Here is a 14,834-nt window from a genome sequence, read left to right as displayed (position 1 = left end):
ACTCCGACTGCGAAACTAAGCAACATGATTTGAGCCCAAAATTTTGCCATTTTTTTATAGGTTTCATCTTTTGTTCGCACATAAAGTGTTTCCATAATTGCAACAATAAACACAGTACCAATAGATAGTGGTACAAAGAAAAAGTGAAAAATTGTCGTCATGGCAAATTGGATTCGAGCCAATGTAACGATATCCATTTCTATTCCTCCAATTCATTTTTGTACGATGTGTACAATATAATTCCTAGATACTCCCAAACAACGAATTTGTTCCACAAGTGGTTTTTTTCACGAACTACTCTGTGAAAAACTACACCAAACAAAAACAGATGGATCGAGCATTATCCACTATCAATATTAGGGAAATTCTCGATTATTGCAACCGATTCGTTTAAAATAAATCGTTTTCCACATAAATTTCTCATAAATTAAAAATTTATTATTTCCTATATATAGTCAAATACTTCGTTCATTAACAATCCTCAATTACTAAATACGTTACACTCAGCGGCCCATGAACTCCTTCTACTAATACCATCTCGATATCTCCAGAATTCGAAGGTCCTGAGATAAAATGTAAAGCTGAACCGAAAGCTTCGCCTTTAGCTACTTTTTCAGCATATAAATCCGTTACTTGGGTCATTCGACTGACCAAACGACTCTTAGGCACCATTGCGATATAATGCTTCGGTAAAAAATGGATCGCCCGTCCTTGTCCTGGACTGCTCTCGACAACTACCGTTCCTGATTCGGCTAGCAGATATTCTCCAAAAACGATCCCGATATTCGCTTTTTGTGCATGTTCTAAATTGATCTCACGCTGGGTCGCTCCTTTTTGCCAAACTGTGGCGACTTCATCTACTAAAAACTCTGCTAATCCATAATCATTAAAACGAGGGTCATCAGCATAAAGTAACGGCCCACCCTGATAGCGTTCAATTTGATCAGCCAACGCCTGAGCTAAATATTGTTTTGGTGTGGCTACGACATGACAATGCAAGGCTTCACATTGTGCTAAAAAAACATCGAACAATGCTGCTTGATCCAAGTCATCTAGAGTTTCATGTGGGAGATCATTACGATAAATGAGCGGCTTTACAGAGTGTCTCGTGTAGTCTAAACGCTCTGCTAAATGATTTAAAAAATTTTCTTTTTTCACTTTTTGATCATTGACGTTCATCAGTTGCCACTCCTTTTTGCGCTTGATGCTCCTTGAACCATTTTCTAAAATTATCTTTGCTTTTTGGTGGTCGAGGAAAATCGCGATAGTCTGTCCAATTTTTAGCCATTGCGGGCGCTTTAGCTAAGTAACCGTCAAATTGATATAGATTTTTCACACTTGGTTCAGTTTTCTTTGCTAGTGCAGCTGATCCTAGATGATCGACTTTTTGCACCATATTAAATACGATTGGTGAAGCCGTCACTCGGCCAATCATTTTCATTGTCGCATCATCCACCCCATGTTGCATATTCAACTCATTAGTCATGACCGTACGATGCTCGATCAACAATTGATGCAAAGGGATTTTCACTGGACAAGTATCTGTACATGCACCACATAAACTAGATGCGTAAGGCAATTCACCAAATTCTTCATAACCACCTAAAATCGGTGATAAAACAGCACCCATTGGCCCTGGATAAATTGAACCATAACCATGTCCACCAATATGGCGATAAACCGGGCAGACGTTTAAACAAGCACCACAACGAATACACTGCAACATTTCTTGGAATTGGGTTCCTAAAGCTTTTGAACGCCCATTGTCGACGATAATCACATAAAAGTCTTCGGGGCCGTCTGCTTCTTCAGGCTTTTTACGTCCAGCAAAAGTCACATAACTTGTTAATTTTTGTCCCACAGCGCTGCGACAAAGAAGATTATCTAATACATCTGCCTCTTTCAACGTCGGCACAATTCGCTCCATTCCCATCAAGACGATTTGCGTTTTTGGGATACTGACAGCCAAGTCAGCATTTCCCTCGTTCGTTACTAAATTAATCATCCCGTTGTCTGCGATGGCAAAATTACATCCTGAAATTCCTAAATCAGCTTTTAAAAAACGATCACGTAACACTTCTCGTGCAAATTTTGCTAATGTTTCAGGATCATCGCTACCTACATATCCAAGTTTTTCAAAAATCATTTTGACTTGTTGACGATTTTTATGGACGGCAGGAAAGACAATATGAGACGGTTCATCCCAATCATCCATTTGTAAAATAAATTCTGCCAAATCTGTTTCCACGACATTGACGCCTTCCATCGCTTCAAACATCGGATCTAATCCAACTTCAGTTGTGACCATCGATTTTGACTTTACAATATTATGGATATTTTTTTCTTCGACGATTTGGCGCACATATGCTTGGGCTTCTGCTTCCGTTTGCGCAAAAAGAACAGTTCCCCCATTTTTTTCCACATTATCACTAAATTGCTCTAAATAATCCGGAAGATATGCGAGCGTATGTTGACGAATTTGTTGGCCCAATTCACGCCATTCTTCCCAATTTCCCAATTGATCACGTGCTGCTTCACGTTTGATCCACTGTGCATCTTGCGCTTTTTTTAGCGCTGCTTGCATCTGTTCATCTTGGATATTTTCCTCACAACGTTCATCAAACGTTTTTGTGCTTGTCTTTAATCCCATCTCAACTTCCCCCTATATTTGAACCAATTTAGGTTGTACGATTCTAGAACTATCCACATCATGATTTAAAACTTCCGCAATGTGCATGATCGTAATCGGATGCCCTTCGCGATTTAACTTTCCACCGATATTCATTAGGCAAGCCATATCCGCACTAATCAATACTTCAGCTTCAGTCGCAAGTACATCTTGGACTTTTTCAGTGACCATCGCATTTGAAATGATTGGTTCTTTAACTGAAAACGTTCCACCAAAACCACAACAATTTTCTAAATGAGGTAGTTCAACATACTCTAATCCTTTGACATAGTTCATTAAAGCAAATGGTGATTCCTTTTCTCCAAGTAGACGAGTCATATGACAAGAACGGTGATAGGTCACTTTGGCATTCAATGTCGCTCCTAAATCCCGCATTCCCAATACATGATATAAAAATTGTGTGAATTCATACGTTTTATCATGTAATTTAACTGCTTCTTCATAGTATTCTGGATCATCTTTAAAAAATGTTGCATATTCACGCATCGAAGCAGTACAACTTCCCGCAGCTCCCACCACATAATCTGCATCTTTAAAGGCATTCAGTTGATTAATCAATACTTTTCGTGATTCTTTTTTATATCCACTATTTAATGTTGGTTGGCCACAACAGACTTGTGACTCTGGATAGAGAACTTCAATCCCCAAACGTTCTAACACTTCAACAATCGCTATTGAAACATTTGGAAATAGCGCATCTACTACACAACTCGTGAACAAACTGACTTTCATCACTGTCATCTCCCACACTAGAATAATTCCATTATACTCCCTTTTTTCACAAAAAACAAAAGTTAAATATTTTTTTCACAAATAAATAAAGTAGTTTTTTTCCATAAAAAAAACAGACAAAGAATCGTTCTTCGTCTGTTTTTAGCATAGTTATGTTATCAATTTTCTAGCGAGATTTCATTGTTTTCGTTAGCAATAATAATTCTAATCTACTCGCATTTCACATAGTTGTTCATTTTCTTAACGAATTGTTTTTAATGCTTTAGCCCAAGTGATCAATTCCTCAAACATATCCAAGACTCCTTGTGCCATATGTTCACCTGGTTTGAATTCAGCAAAGTTTTCAAAATCTGTAAATAAATTAAATGCAGGATTTGTGCGCACACCTGCTACTTTTTGTTCAGCTAAAACTAAGCGTAATTGCTCAGCCGCACGGATACCGCCACCAGATCCGTAACTTACAATGCCGGCTGCTTTATTAAACCACTCTTCACGCGCACTGTCGATTGCATTTTTTAATGCACCACTCATACCATGATTATATTCTTGTGTAATAAAGATATAACCATCTAAAGAATCGATTTTTTCATTCCAAGCAGTATTTGGAGTTCCTGTACCTAAAAATGGTAAATCATAATCTAAAATATCAATAATTTCAAATTCATGTCCTTCTTGTGTCATCGCCAATTGTTTAATATACGCTCCGACTTGTGGACTAACACGTCCTTCTCTAGTACTTCCTAAAATAATCCCAAATTTCATTCTGTTTTCCTACTTTCTTTTTGTAGGTGATTTAGTAACTCAATACTATCACTTACAAAAAATAAGTAAAGAGATATGCTTACTTTTTGTAATAAAAAAAGCAGCTCTTTTTGAGCTACTTCATTTTTCGTTAAAAGAATAAAGCTTCTTCATCACTTAAAGCATAATGCACTTGATTTTGAAATTGCTTAAGCAATGTTTCAGCTGCTTCACCCAAATATGTACTAGCAACATGTGGAATAATGGGACGATCCACTAATGATAAGCCGTTTGTATCAGATAGCATTGCTTTTTTAGGATCATCCATTGCGTTAATATATGTTATATCTGGCGTCATGATTACAGCTCCTGCTGACTCTCCAATCAAATAATTGCCATTGGCTAAGTACTCTTCTAGCAATTGAGCCAGTCCTGAACGTTTCACTGCTTCGAGCAAATAAAATGTATTCCCACCGCTGATAAAAAGAATGTCAATGCGTTTTAATACATCTTCAAGTTGCACAAAAGAAATCTGGTCTAATTCGATTTTTGTAATCTGCTGTGCTGATTTTTCAAAAAAATTATAGGTCTCAGTAACATAATCCGAATATTCTTCTACAACACTAGCTGTAGGAATAAATCCGATATGCTTATTCCTTAAACAAACTTCGCTAGTAAACAAGTTTTGGCTACCTAAAAATGAAGAACATAAGAATTTAGTTTTCATGTTTTTCTCCTTTTTCTTGTTTTAATACTAAAGACATACCAAATAATAATAAAACAATCGAGATCGCAATGACAACAAGCCCAAATACTTGGTCATGATACGTCAATAATAGTCGAATCAACGCCGTCAAACCTAACGTCAGTAAAAAACTCAATGAAACGTGTCCTTGATTTTTGATCGATGTAATGATCAAAGTTAAAAATTCAAAGAATAAGAAAAACGAAAGGATGCTTTCTAATGCATCGTAATAAACAGCATTTGTATCGACAGCTAGAGCAAACGTGAACAAATGATACACTTCTTTAAATAAAAAAAATGTGATAATAATGCCAACTAGTACTAGCGCAATCGAGCTCAAAGCCATTAAAAAGGCCAAAATCTTTTTTTCAATTTTTAATAACCATTGACTCATATTCTTTTCTCCCTACAAAATAGAATCTTCTTCAGTATGACTTTGATAATTTGGATCATACTTATCGGTTTCAATATAGATGTACAGCGTCTTATCCGGAAATTCTGCGCGGATATCTGCTTCAATCTCATTAATGATTGCATATCCTTGATCTTCTTTAGTATCTAATAGATCGACTTTTGCTGCAATCATCACTTCGTCTGGTCCCATGTGGATTGTTTTGATATCGATTAAGCGTTCGATATCTTTACGCTTAAATTCATTGACGATGATTTTTAAATCACTAGCAGTCACACTTTCACCAATGATCAAACTATAAAACTCTTTTGCGAGAAAAATCGCTGCTCCAGTCAGTAACAGTCCAATAAATAGACCACTCAATGCATCATAGAAAGGATTTCCCGTAACCATCGCAAGGATCGTCCCTATAACAGCTAAAAATAGTCCAATAACAGCACAAAAATCTTCTGTGAAAATAATTAAAATTTCACTGTGACGGCTTTCTCGCAAAAATTTAGGAATCGATAATTTTTCTATATTGAGTTCACGAATTTCTTTCATCGCTACTCGCAAAGAAGCCCCCTCGACAACGATCCCGAATGCTAAAATCCCTAATACGATCCAAGGATTATTCACTTCATGACTAGGATGCAATAATTTTTCGATCGCTTCCATAATTCCTAATACACCACCACCAAAAAATAACATAGTGGCTACAATCGTACTAAAAAAGTATTTTGCTCGTGCTTCACCGAACTGATGCAAGTCGCTACGCCCTAATTTTGAACGACGATCTCCAAAAATTAGTAAGATTTGATTACTACAATCCACAACACTATGGATACTTTCATTTAACATAGCGGCACTTCCACTAACGAAAAAACCAACAAATTTACTAATGGCAACTAAGATATTGGCAGCTAGTGCTGCTAATACTGATCCCATTCCATTCTTCTGCTTTACTTCCAAACAGGCTCACTCCTATTCTATTTATGTTGTTAGTATACTGGAATTCCATTTCTTTGCCTAATCTGGTCTACTTAAGATGAAAAAAATATTCGAGTCAAATAGACTCGAATATGTTTACAGTTCAGTTAAAGGGCGTAAATGTTTTTCTGAAATCGCTTGAACTTTTTTAACACGACGCTGATATTTTTCTTCTTCTAAAAAGTCTGTTGTCATCCAAGTATGCACGATTTCTGCAGCAATCGCTGATCCGATGATTTTTCCACCTAAACACAAGACATTGCTATCTGTATGTTCACGTGCGAGTTTTGCACAAAACGGATCTTGACATACTACTGCATCGATTCCCAAAATACGATTGGCAATCAACGCACTGCCATAACCCACACCATCGACAAAAATCCCGCGATCGTACTCGCCTTTAGCCACTGCTAGTGCGGCTGGATAAACGAAATCTGATAGATCTACTGCTTCTTCAGTATACGGACCAAAGTCATAAACTGTATGCCCCATCGCTTCTAATTGTTTGATAATTTCTTTTTTTAATGCAACACCTGCATGATCACTTGCTAGACTGATTCTCATTATTTTCCTCCTAATGAAATAAAAAACGAAGAAAATCTTCAGTTGAAGAATTTCTTCGTATATGTTTTACTGTGCAATAAAGCCAGTTACCGCAGCCAATAAACCAAAAATTACTCCTGGTAAGTTAGCAAGTACTACTGGCCAGTCTTTTTGTGGTTTTCCATATCCATATACGACCCATAATGAACAGTTTACAGCGGCGGCCAATGGTTGTAAATAGCCAGTCGGGTTCCCAGTTAAATTTCCATAGATTTGCGGACCGTATGAAACGTACATAATGATCGCGGTTACAGTTGCAACTTTCCCTAAATGGGCATGCCATTTTGCTTCTTCCATTTTACAAAACTCCTTAGAACATACTTTAAATTTACTTTTATATAAAATTAAGCTTACACCAACTTTCCGAAAATTGTAAGTGCTCTCTCACAAATTTTCTTATTATTTACTGAATTTTTCTTGAATAAATGCGTTTCAGAAAACTATCATGAAATAAAAACGAATATTCATTTTACTTTCCATAAAATTAGACTCGTATTTTGGATCTGGTTCTTGTACACTAAAAATAAAAGGAGTAAATAATATGCATCGCTTAGATTATCAATCCCCTTTAGGTATCTTGTCCTTAGTACGAGAAGAAGAAAATTTAATTGGTGCTTGGTTTGAAGGTCAAGCACATTATTTTCAAAAAATCGATCCTAACAATTGTACGATCACCACCAAAGATGACCCTTTATTTCAACCATTCACTACATTTTTAGATGCTTATTTTGCTGGTCAAAATCCTAGTATTACTGAGATTTACGACTATTTAACACCTAATGGAACGGTATATCAACAAAGAATTTGGAGATTATTACTCCACATCCCTTATGGACAAACACTTGCTTATATGGATATCGCAAATCAATACACCCAGTTGCAAAAATCTACCAGTGCGCGCGCTGTAGGTGGAGCTGTAGGTAAAAATCCACTCTCGATCTTTATTCCTTGTCACCGTGTGATTGCAAAAAATGGCCAATTGACTGGATACGCTGGTGGTTTAGACCGCAAAACAACTCTATTAAGACTAGAACAAGCTTGATCTTTTCCCTCGCTATTTAACGGATATATTACGACAAAAAAGCTCATTCTATTGAGAATGAGCTTTCTTTATTTATACTATGTGTCGTTAATGTTTGTTTTAACGTTAAAATTGCTTGTGGTGTAAGTTGTTGTTTGACTTCTTTTAAAGGAAGCCAAGTAAATTCCTCAGTTTCTGTTTGTTGAAATAGATCATGATCTGCCAATTGTACGGCATATACAAATAAAAATTCATGATACGCTGTTTGATGTGAAAAGAAATTTTCGATGACACCTAGATACTCCATTGCCACACATGTCGTATTTAATTCTTCTTTTATTTCACGCTGCAGTGCTTCACTAGTCGATTCACCAAATTTTACTCGTCCGCCTGGTAGAGTAAGCGTTTGATCTGGATAGCGGCACACCAGTACTCGATTGTCGACCTCACAAAATGCCGCTACACGGATATTTAATTTCCCTTGAGTCAAGTCGACCGTTAAATCAGACATGATCGACCCAAATATCTTGAGCGATGGTTTGCAAATGATTGATTTTGTCCCATTGTTCTGCAAACGTTAAGTGATTTCCTTCTTCGGTTGAAGCAAATCCACATTGTGGACTGATACTTAAATACTCTAATGGGATATATGCTTGTGCTTCTAGTACTCGTGCTTTGATCTGTTCAGGATCTTCTAGTTCAGGTGTTTTCGATGTGACTAAACCTAAAACGACTTGACTCTTTTTACCTGCTTCTTTCCAATAGCGTAGTGGTGTAAAATCACCCGCACGATCAGAGTCGTATTCCAAGAAAAAACCATCATAGTCTGTTGCAAACAATTCTTTAGCGATAGGCTCATATCCTCCTGAGAACAACCAAGAAGAGGCATGATTACCACGACAAATGTGTGTTGTAATCACCATATCTACTGGTTTATTCGCTAATGAAGCATTGATGATCTTTGTACAAATCGCCGCAATATATTCTGGATCGATTCCTTTTTGTGTAATTTCTGCACGTTTTGTAGCATCTGCTAAAAAGGCCCAATTTGTATCGTCAAATTGTAAATAGCGACAGCCTGCTGCATAAAAAGCTTGGATCGCCTCTTGATACGCAGTAGCTAAATCTTGATAAAACTCATTTAAATCCGGATAGATCTCGGATAGATGTGAAGTTCCATCATTGGCAAGCAACTCCTGACGTAACAGCATCGTTGGACTTGGAATTGTCGCTTTAGCTTCTACTCCTTCATACTGATCAACCACTTTTTTCAATTGACGAAAATCTTCAATAAATGGATGTGTATCTGAAAATGATACTCGATCAACCAAACGAATATTATAGGCTGGAGCGGGTTTCCCATGAAACACTTGATTGTATTGTTCTGGTGTATAGCCTTCAACCCCATCGAGTCCTTCTAAAAAATCAAGATGCCAAAAACCACGACGGAACTCTCCATCTGTAATTCCCTTAAGTCCTGCTTTTACTTGTTGCGCAACCAACGCTTCAATTTCTTCAGATTCGATTTCCTTGCGTTTTTCTAATGAGATTTGCCCATTTTTTTCTGCTAGTTTCGCTTCTTTCAAACGTTCTGGTCGTAAAAAACTACCGACATGATCGACACGATATGGAGCTTGTTGTTTTCCCATCTTTCACCATTCCTTTTCCTTTTTAACTAAAAAAAACGTCCTTTGTCAGCCGACAAAGGACGTGTAATCACGTGGTACCACCTTAATTTAGGAAATCATTTCCCCTTAAGCGTTCTGTAACGTAGAACAGGCCGCAAGATCACTCTTGTCCGAAAAGACCATCTTCTGCTTTAACTCCGGGCTTTTTTCACCAACCAAAACCTCTCTAAACAACCAATTAAAACGTACTCTTCTTTCCATTGGATCTATATGTGATTGTTATCATACCATGCTAAAAAAAATTGTCAACTATTCAAAAGGATAAACCATTCCCCACTGCGTACGAATACTTGTCAATGTGGCCATAACGTCTCGAACAAGTTGTAAGTTTTGTTCACCCGATTGGTTGGTGATGTAGTCTTCCATATCTAAAATTTCATATTCTAAGGCTCGAGCAGTTTCGCCTTCTGTAATCGTGATCGTCTCTCCTGTTTCTGTATACGTGATCGTTGCTTCCTGTGCCCTAGGATAGTTATTGATTTCGATGAATGCTTTCTCACATGCGACTACTCCTCGTTTGGGTTGTTTCGCCCGCATTGTCAAAGCCATCACTGACATCTCTCCATCTGGATTTTTCAATAAAATGCCCGATGTTTCGTCTACACCTGTTTCAAAAAAGTTACCGGTAGTCAAGACGACATTCGGTTGACTACTCATGAAATAGCGCGCAAACGAAGTAGCATATACACCAATATCAAGTAAAGCTCCGCCAGCTAATTCTTTTGAGAAAAACCGATTCGTCACATCATATTCTTTACAGCTTCCAAAATTGACTTGAACCATTTTAACAGGACCTAATTCGCCACTAGCTACGATTTTTTGTAATTTTTTGTAAAGAGGCATATGGAATAGCGTCACGCCGTCAGATAAAATCAGGCCGCGCTCTTTTGCTAATGAGACACACTCTTCCAACTGACGATCATTGACTGTAATCGCCTTTTCACAAAAAACATGTTTATTTTGTAGTAACGCAGCTTTGATTTGTTCATAATGCAGATTATGCGGAGTAGCGATATACACGATATCGATTGCTTCGTCTTTGAGCAATTCTGTAACATCTTTATAGATGTGCTCAATATCATAATTTTTGGCAAACGTTTCTGCTCGTTCAAAACGTGCGCTCGTGACTCCATACACTTTACGATCTAATGCCTTAAACGCTTCAGCCATCTCTCTTGCAATGACTCCAGTTCCGATGATTCCCCAATTATACATTCGACTTTCCTCCTGTTAGTTCATAATCTGTAGTTTCTGTCACCACGATTGCTCCGGTAGCGATTTTGTAAAATAATGATGTATCCACGATTCCAGGTGTCATAAGTAACCTTTGATTTAATCTAGCGAACTCAATAGTTTGTGGTATAAAATCGATTAATACTGTTCCACGACTTGTATACGTATAAGAATCACTCGTTTGACTCATACGGAGTGCACTTGTCCCTAATGGTTTCAATGATTCAATGACGCTTCCAATAGCTTCTTTGACTACTTCTAAAGTAAGTGGGACTTTAAAGCTTAACGTTTTGGATACTTTACTTTCATCGACCAACACAATATATTCTTTAGCCATTTGTGCAATGATTTTTTCTTCCGTATGGATTCCGCCCATTGATTTCAACACGATCAGTTCTTCATCGACTTCATCACAACCATCGAAGGCTAAATCAACTTGTGACACATAAGCCGTGTCTAGTACTGTTAAGCCTGAATTGATACAATGTTGCTTGGTTTTTTCTGAAGGTGTAACGATTTGAACGTCTAATTTAGTTTCTTTGATCATATCGACTAGATACCCAATCGTACTTCCACCACCCAGACCTAATACCATACCAGATCGGATTTTCTTTAAAGCTAGTGCTGCACAGCGTTTTTTCATGACTAAACCCCTTTATGAAATTTAATTTTACAAAAAATATAATTTATGAAATTAACTTTCTTAAGTATACGCAAGCAATTCCTTATTCGTCAAGAAAAAACTAGAAGTTGTCATAAGACAACTTCTAGTTTAAATTTTATGATCTGAAATCAATTGCTCATGTCGTTTGATAAATTCTAAACGTTCAGGTTCTTCAAACGCTAAAAGCAAGAACAGTGTTTCTGTCAACAACATCGCTGAAACTCTAGAAAAATAATAATCTTTTTGAAATAACCGTTCTCTAGTAGCTGTCGTTAAGTGAATCGTAGCCAGTTTTGCTAATGGAGAGTGCTGATTATTCGTCATCGCCACTACGACAATCTCTTTCGTGTTACACCATTCGACAGCTTTGATCAAATCTTTCGTCTCTCCTGAATTTGAGATCACGATGACTAGATCTTCTTTGGTAAAAGTCAATAAAGCAGCTAATGCTGTATCCCAAATTTCATACGCGTTAGCCGCGATCCCAATTTGATTAAAACGATAGGCTGCATCCATTGCAACAGGTATCGTATTTCCATACGCTAAAAAAATAACTCGTTTTGCTTGAACGATTTGATTTAGTGTTTGCTGAACATCAACTTCATTCAATTGCATCAAAGTTTGTTCGATCTCTTTGATTTTATTTTGCTTGATATGCGCTAAACGTTGGCCTAACAGCGAGCGTTCCGGGTGTGGATCTAGCTTTGGAATCGTCACTTGGGCCAATTCGATTTTTAATGCATGAAAGCCTACGACTTCTATCTTACGGCAAAAACGACTGATCGAAGCCTCGCTGACTTCACTTTGTAAGGCTAAATCCGCAATCGTCATATTTGGGATCTCTTTAGGATGTGCCAAAATATAATCAGCTACTTTTTTTTCAGTTAGCGAAAATGTGGTATACATCGTATGTAATTTATCAAGAATATTCACGTAATTACTCCTTTTTCCCATCATTTTCCTATTGTAGCATATTCTATTTAATGAGCGAGCATTTCTTGAGCGATCTCACTTGCTGATAGATCAGCCGGATAATAAGTCGGCCAATGATCCATCTCAGTCAATAATGCTTGTTGGCTCTCTCCACCAAAGTAGATGTGAAAATGAGCTGCTGCTTCATCCTTGATTCCGTGATCACTAAATTGGACGTAACGATAATTCCCTGCATCTTTATCCGTCGTTTCAAATAAATACCGGACACCTTTATTGCCTTTGGTATATGTCAAGATTTCTTTACCCGCATACTTATATGTATACGTATGTGTTCCTTTGGGGTCTGTAAAGCTAATTTTACTATCCGTTATCTTGATGGTATTGACATCGGTCTTATATCCTGTTTCATAATAAGCTTTATACTCTGTCTCGGTCTTTTCCGGATTTAATTTCGCTTTATATGCAAATACTTGATCGAGTGTACCATCTTGCAATAAAGGATAAACCGATTGCCAATTTCCTGCATAATTAGCTAACGGTCGATCTTCCACAGCGCTATCGTCAAAATAACCATTGGCAACTGTTTTTTCTGTTGCGGCTGTCGTTTCTGAATCAACAGCTTTTCCTGTCGACTGTGTCGTTTTTTCTAAGGCTACTAGATTTTCTTCCATGACCGAGATATAGGTTTCTCCGTTTTTAATTTGTTCATTCGTTAAACTTTCTAATGGATTTAGGACTAATAAATCAACACCGGTTTCATTCGCTAATGTTTTAGCGACTTTGTCACTCGCGTTTTCTTCAAAATAAATATAGCGAATATCATTGTCTTTTACATATGTTTTCAACTCGCTCAAACGTTTAGGACTAGGCTCAATATCTGGTGAAAGACCTGCGATCGGTACTTGGGTTAGCCCATACTCCAAAGCTAAATAACCAAAGGCCGCATGTTGTGTCACAAAGCTTTTTTGCGTCGCACTACTTAAGCTTTTTTGATAGTTTTGATCTAAGGTAGTGAGCTTTTCTAAGTATGCTTCACTATTGGTTTTAAATGTTTTTGCTTTATCCGGATATACCTTTGCTAGTTGTGCTTCGATTGAGGCCACTTCTTTTTTCGCTAAACTCGGTGCAAGCCAAGTGTGTGGATCAAGTTCATGATGATGACCTTCTTCTTCGTGGTCATGATCTTCTTCTTCTGAACCTGGTAACAGCAACATACCTTTTGTTCCCTCTACCACATTAACCTTATCGTCTAACGTTTTTTCTATGTTAGATACCCAGCCTTCCATATTAGGGTTGTGATAGACAAATACATCTGCCGATTGAATTTTAGCCATATCCTTAGCACTTGGTTCATAATCATGCGGTTCTGAACCTGCTGGAACTAATAAACTAACGTCAGCTTCATCTCCTACGATTTCTTTTGTGAATTCATACATTGGATAAAAAGTTGTTACGATTGATAATTTTTTTGAATCTGCTGTTACTGAACTTTCTTGATTATTCCCACAAGCACTCAATATTCCCAAACTAGTGAGTACAATCGTACCTAACCCCAATAATTTTTGATAATTTTTCACGTATTAAATCCCCTTTTGCTTTCGTTTTGCTGCTTGAATCAATTTCAATGCACGCTTTTTCGTTTTGATATTTGGACTTTTTAAACGACGATAAGCGCTCGATAAATCCGTTTTTTCCATCTTTTTTCTCCCATATCATAGTTATTTGACTTCTTGAAATAAAACGCGTTTACGTAATTTTGGTGAGTATTTTTTCAATGTTAACTTTTCTGGCGTATTTCGTTTATTTTTACTCGTTAAGTACAAGCGTTCTTTTGTTTCCTTACATTCCAAAATGATCGTCTGACGCATGTTGTAATCCTCCTCGTTCTAGAAAATACATGTCAAGTTGTTGTTTGTGGTCATAATTTAGTTCGGGATAGAGTGCAAGTAATTGTTTTTTAGCCGTTAAAGGAATTTCCCAAAATCCTTCGATTTGTTTAAACGATAAATCAGATAGAACCTTAAAAATCGGATACAACTCGAGAAACTCATCAAACAATAAATTTTCTGCTTCATCAAAATCTTTGACCAAGCCTTTTTGTAAGGCTTCTGTTGTTGGAGCTCCCGTTTCGTCGATAATTCCTTGTTGGAACATTTCTTGATAAAGTTGTGCTTTAGGTGTTTGCTGCTTAAAGTAGGCATAGCCATCTTCGATCAAAGGAGGATAAATAATCTTCATCGAACCTCCGCCTTTCGCAATTTCACTTCTTCTTTGGTGATATAGTGTGAGCGTTTATAGACTCCTGTCGTTAGATCATAAGCAATCGTAGGACTTTTGATCTGGTGATGAGTACGACGTGTGCGTTTTTTCATTTTCGATGTTTTACGAGCAGGTACTGCCATTT

21 protein-coding genes and 1 other annotated feature are annotated in these 14,834 nt (G+C 37.2%); of the genes, 1 reads left to right on the top strand and 20 read right to left on the bottom strand.

Annotated features, from left to right (window positions below; all coding sequences use genetic code 11):
• The 10 genes from QZ413_RS07050 to QZ413_RS07005 form a co-directional block, all read right to left on the bottom strand.
• Positions 1-197 (bottom strand): cytochrome ubiquinol oxidase subunit I (locus QZ413_RS07050; RefSeq protein WP_297077891.1); only part of this gene is annotated, 197 nt, incomplete at its 3' end.
• A gap of 274 nt (positions 198-471) precedes the next feature.
• Complete coding sequence (locus QZ413_RS07045) at positions 472-1,179, bottom strand: lactate utilization protein C (protein ID WP_297077889.1); 708 nt, start codon at positions 1,177-1,179, stop codon at positions 472-474.
• Positions 1,166-2,650 carry a LutB/LldF family L-lactate oxidation iron-sulfur protein gene (locus QZ413_RS07040; RefSeq protein WP_297077887.1) on the bottom strand — a complete coding sequence of 495 codons (1,485 nt, stop codon included), beginning with the start codon at positions 2,648-2,650 and terminating at the stop codon, positions 1,166-1,168. Before QZ413_RS07040 ends, QZ413_RS07045 begins: the two co-directional genes overlap by 14 nt.
• Before the next feature lie 12 nt (positions 2,651-2,662).
• On the bottom strand, positions 2,663-3,421 hold the full coding sequence (locus tag QZ413_RS07035; RefSeq protein ID WP_297077885.1) for a (Fe-S)-binding protein: 759 nt from the start codon (positions 3,419-3,421) through the stop codon (positions 2,663-2,665).
• Positions 3,422-3,661: 240 nt separating this feature from the next.
• Positions 3,662-4,183 carry an NADPH-dependent FMN reductase gene (locus tag QZ413_RS07030; protein WP_297077883.1) on the bottom strand — a complete coding sequence of 174 codons (522 nt, stop codon included), beginning with the start codon at positions 4,181-4,183 and terminating at the stop codon, positions 3,662-3,664.
• A gap of 130 nt (positions 4,184-4,313) precedes the next feature.
• Positions 4,314-4,889: a Type 1 glutamine amidotransferase-like domain-containing protein gene (locus QZ413_RS07025; protein WP_297077881.1), complete on the bottom strand. Its 576-nt coding sequence runs from the start codon at positions 4,887-4,889 to the stop codon at positions 4,314-4,316.
• Positions 4,879-5,301 (bottom strand): phosphate-starvation-inducible PsiE family protein, encoded by a 423-nt coding sequence (locus QZ413_RS07020; RefSeq protein WP_297077879.1) that lies wholly within the window; start codon positions 5,299-5,301, stop codon positions 4,879-4,881. Before QZ413_RS07020 ends, QZ413_RS07025 begins: the two co-directional genes overlap by 11 nt.
• Before the next feature lie 12 nt (positions 5,302-5,313).
• Positions 5,314-6,270 (bottom strand): cation diffusion facilitator family transporter, encoded by a 957-nt coding sequence (locus QZ413_RS07015; protein ID WP_297077877.1) that lies wholly within the window; start codon positions 6,268-6,270, stop codon positions 5,314-5,316.
• A 114-nt stretch (positions 6,271-6,384) separates the two neighbouring features.
• A complete protein-coding gene (locus QZ413_RS07010) occupies positions 6,385-6,852 on the bottom strand; it encodes an RpiB/LacA/LacB family sugar-phosphate isomerase (RefSeq protein WP_297077875.1) in 468 nt (155 codons plus the stop codon).
• Between the two features lie 66 nt (positions 6,853-6,918).
• Complete coding sequence (locus tag QZ413_RS07005) at positions 6,919-7,188, bottom strand: ABC transporter permease (RefSeq protein WP_297077873.1); 270 nt, start codon at positions 7,186-7,188, stop codon at positions 6,919-6,921.
• Between the two features lie 244 nt (positions 7,189-7,432).
• Between QZ413_RS07005 and QZ413_RS07000 the strand changes: the two genes are divergently transcribed.
• Positions 7,433-7,933, top strand: coding sequence for a methylated-DNA--[protein]-cysteine S-methyltransferase (locus QZ413_RS07000; RefSeq protein WP_297077872.1), 501 nt, complete (start codon positions 7,433-7,435; stop codon positions 7,931-7,933).
• Between the two features lie 43 nt (positions 7,934-7,976).
• On the opposite strand, the gene QZ413_RS06995 is transcribed toward QZ413_RS07000, so the two are convergent.
• The 10 genes from QZ413_RS06995 to rpmF all read right to left on the bottom strand — a co-directional run bounded on the left by QZ413_RS06995 (position 7,977) and on the right by rpmF (position 14,832).
• Entirely contained in the window at positions 7,977-8,423 is a 447-nt protein-coding gene (locus QZ413_RS06995) for an NUDIX hydrolase (RefSeq protein WP_297077871.1), read from the bottom strand.
• Positions 8,416-9,561 carry a 5-methyltetrahydropteroyltriglutamate--homocysteine S-methyltransferase gene (locus QZ413_RS06990; protein WP_297077869.1) on the bottom strand — a complete coding sequence of 382 codons (1,146 nt, stop codon included), beginning with the start codon at positions 9,559-9,561 and terminating at the stop codon, positions 8,416-8,418. Before QZ413_RS06990 ends, QZ413_RS06995 begins: the two co-directional genes overlap by 8 nt.
• Before the next feature lie 52 nt (positions 9,562-9,613).
• Positions 9,614-9,810 (bottom strand) — a binding site (T-box leader).
• A 39-nt stretch (positions 9,811-9,849) separates the two neighbouring features.
• A complete protein-coding gene (locus QZ413_RS06985; RefSeq protein ID WP_297077868.1) occupies positions 9,850-10,815 on the bottom strand; it encodes a Gfo/Idh/MocA family protein in 966 nt (321 codons plus the stop codon).
• Positions 10,808-11,476, bottom strand: coding sequence for a ribose 5-phosphate isomerase A (rpiA, locus tag QZ413_RS06980; RefSeq protein ID WP_297077866.1), 669 nt, complete (start codon positions 11,474-11,476; stop codon positions 10,808-10,810). Before rpiA ends, QZ413_RS06985 begins: the two co-directional genes overlap by 8 nt.
• Before the next feature lie 129 nt (positions 11,477-11,605).
• Positions 11,606-12,430, bottom strand: coding sequence for a MurR/RpiR family transcriptional regulator (locus tag QZ413_RS06975; RefSeq protein WP_297077864.1), 825 nt, complete (start codon positions 12,428-12,430; stop codon positions 11,606-11,608).
• Positions 12,431-12,477: 47 nt separating this feature from the next.
• A complete protein-coding gene (locus QZ413_RS06970) occupies positions 12,478-13,971 on the bottom strand; it encodes a zinc ABC transporter substrate-binding protein AdcA (RefSeq protein ID WP_297077893.1) in 1,494 nt (497 codons plus the stop codon).
• 39 nt (positions 13,972-14,010) lie between these two features.
• Positions 14,011-14,127, bottom strand: coding sequence for a putative metal homeostasis protein (locus QZ413_RS06965; protein ID WP_016186178.1), 117 nt, complete (start codon positions 14,125-14,127; stop codon positions 14,011-14,013).
• Positions 14,128-14,148: 21 nt separating this feature from the next.
• Entirely contained in the window at positions 14,149-14,298 is a 150-nt protein-coding gene (rpmG, locus tag QZ413_RS06960; RefSeq protein WP_297077862.1) for a 50S ribosomal protein L33, read from the bottom strand.
• Positions 14,270-14,668 (bottom strand): hypothetical protein, encoded by a 399-nt coding sequence (locus QZ413_RS06955; protein ID WP_297077860.1) that lies wholly within the window; start codon positions 14,666-14,668, stop codon positions 14,270-14,272. Before QZ413_RS06955 ends, rpmG begins: the two co-directional genes overlap by 29 nt.
• Positions 14,665-14,832 (bottom strand): 50S ribosomal protein L32, encoded by a 168-nt coding sequence (gene rpmF / locus QZ413_RS06950; protein ID WP_297077859.1) that lies wholly within the window; start codon positions 14,830-14,832, stop codon positions 14,665-14,667. Before rpmF ends, QZ413_RS06955 begins: the two co-directional genes overlap by 4 nt.
• Between the last annotated feature and the right edge of the window lie 2 nt (positions 14,833-14,834).

The sequence above is a fragment of the uncultured Enterococcus sp. genome (assembly GCF_913775425.1).
GTDB lineage: Bacteria > Bacillota > Bacilli > Lactobacillales > Enterococcaceae > Enterococcus_G.
This window is presented reverse-complemented; position numbering and strand designations above follow the sequence as displayed.

Coding starts and splice junctions, on each gene's coding strand:
- QZ413_RS07040 (WP_297077887.1), bottom strand. CDS start 2,650: ATGGGATTAAAGACAAGCACAAAAACGTTTGATGAACGTTGTGAGGAA.
- rpmG (WP_297077862.1), bottom strand. CDS start 14,298: ATGCGTCAGACGATCATTTTGGAATGTAAGGAAACAAAAGAACGCTTG.
- QZ413_RS07025 (WP_297077881.1), bottom strand. CDS start 4,889: ATGAAAACTAAATTCTTATGTTCTTCATTTTTAGGTAGCCAAAACTTG.
- QZ413_RS07030 (WP_297077883.1), bottom strand. CDS start 4,183: ATGAAATTTGGGATTATTTTAGGAAGTACTAGAGAAGGACGTGTTAGT.
- QZ413_RS07000 (WP_297077872.1), top strand. CDS start 7,433: ATGCATCGCTTAGATTATCAATCCCCTTTAGGTATCTTGTCCTTAGTA.
- QZ413_RS07020 (WP_297077879.1), bottom strand. CDS start 5,301: ATGAGTCAATGGTTATTAAAAATTGAAAAAAAGATTTTGGCCTTTTTA.
- QZ413_RS07010 (WP_297077875.1), bottom strand. CDS start 6,852: ATGAGAATCAGTCTAGCAAGTGATCATGCAGGTGTTGCATTAAAAAAA.
- QZ413_RS06965 (WP_016186178.1), bottom strand. CDS start 14,127: ATGGAAAAAACGGATTTATCGAGCGCTTATCGTCGTTTAAAAAGTCCA.
- QZ413_RS06995 (WP_297077871.1), bottom strand. CDS start 8,423: ATGTCTGATTTAACGGTCGACTTGACTCAAGGGAAATTAAATATCCGT.
- QZ413_RS06985 (WP_297077868.1), bottom strand. CDS start 10,815: ATGTATAATTGGGGAATCATCGGAACTGGAGTCATTGCAAGAGAGATG.
- QZ413_RS07005 (WP_297077873.1), bottom strand. CDS start 7,188: ATGGAAGAAGCAAAATGGCATGCCCATTTAGGGAAAGTTGCAACTGTA.
- QZ413_RS07045 (WP_297077889.1), bottom strand. CDS start 1,179: ATGAACGTCAATGATCAAAAAGTGAAAAAAGAAAATTTTTTAAATCAT.
- rpiA (WP_297077866.1), bottom strand. CDS start 11,476: ATGAAAAAACGCTGTGCAGCACTAGCTTTAAAGAAAATCCGATCTGGT.
- QZ413_RS06990 (WP_297077869.1), bottom strand. CDS start 9,561: ATGGGAAAACAACAAGCTCCATATCGTGTCGATCATGTCGGTAGTTTT.
- QZ413_RS07035 (WP_297077885.1), bottom strand. CDS start 3,421: ATGAAAGTCAGTTTGTTCACGAGTTGTGTAGTAGATGCGCTATTTCCA.
- QZ413_RS06955 (WP_297077860.1), bottom strand. CDS start 14,668: ATGAAGATTATTTATCCTCCTTTGATCGAAGATGGCTATGCCTACTTT.
- rpmF (WP_297077859.1), bottom strand. CDS start 14,832: ATGGCAGTACCTGCTCGTAAAACATCGAAAATGAAAAAACGCACACGT.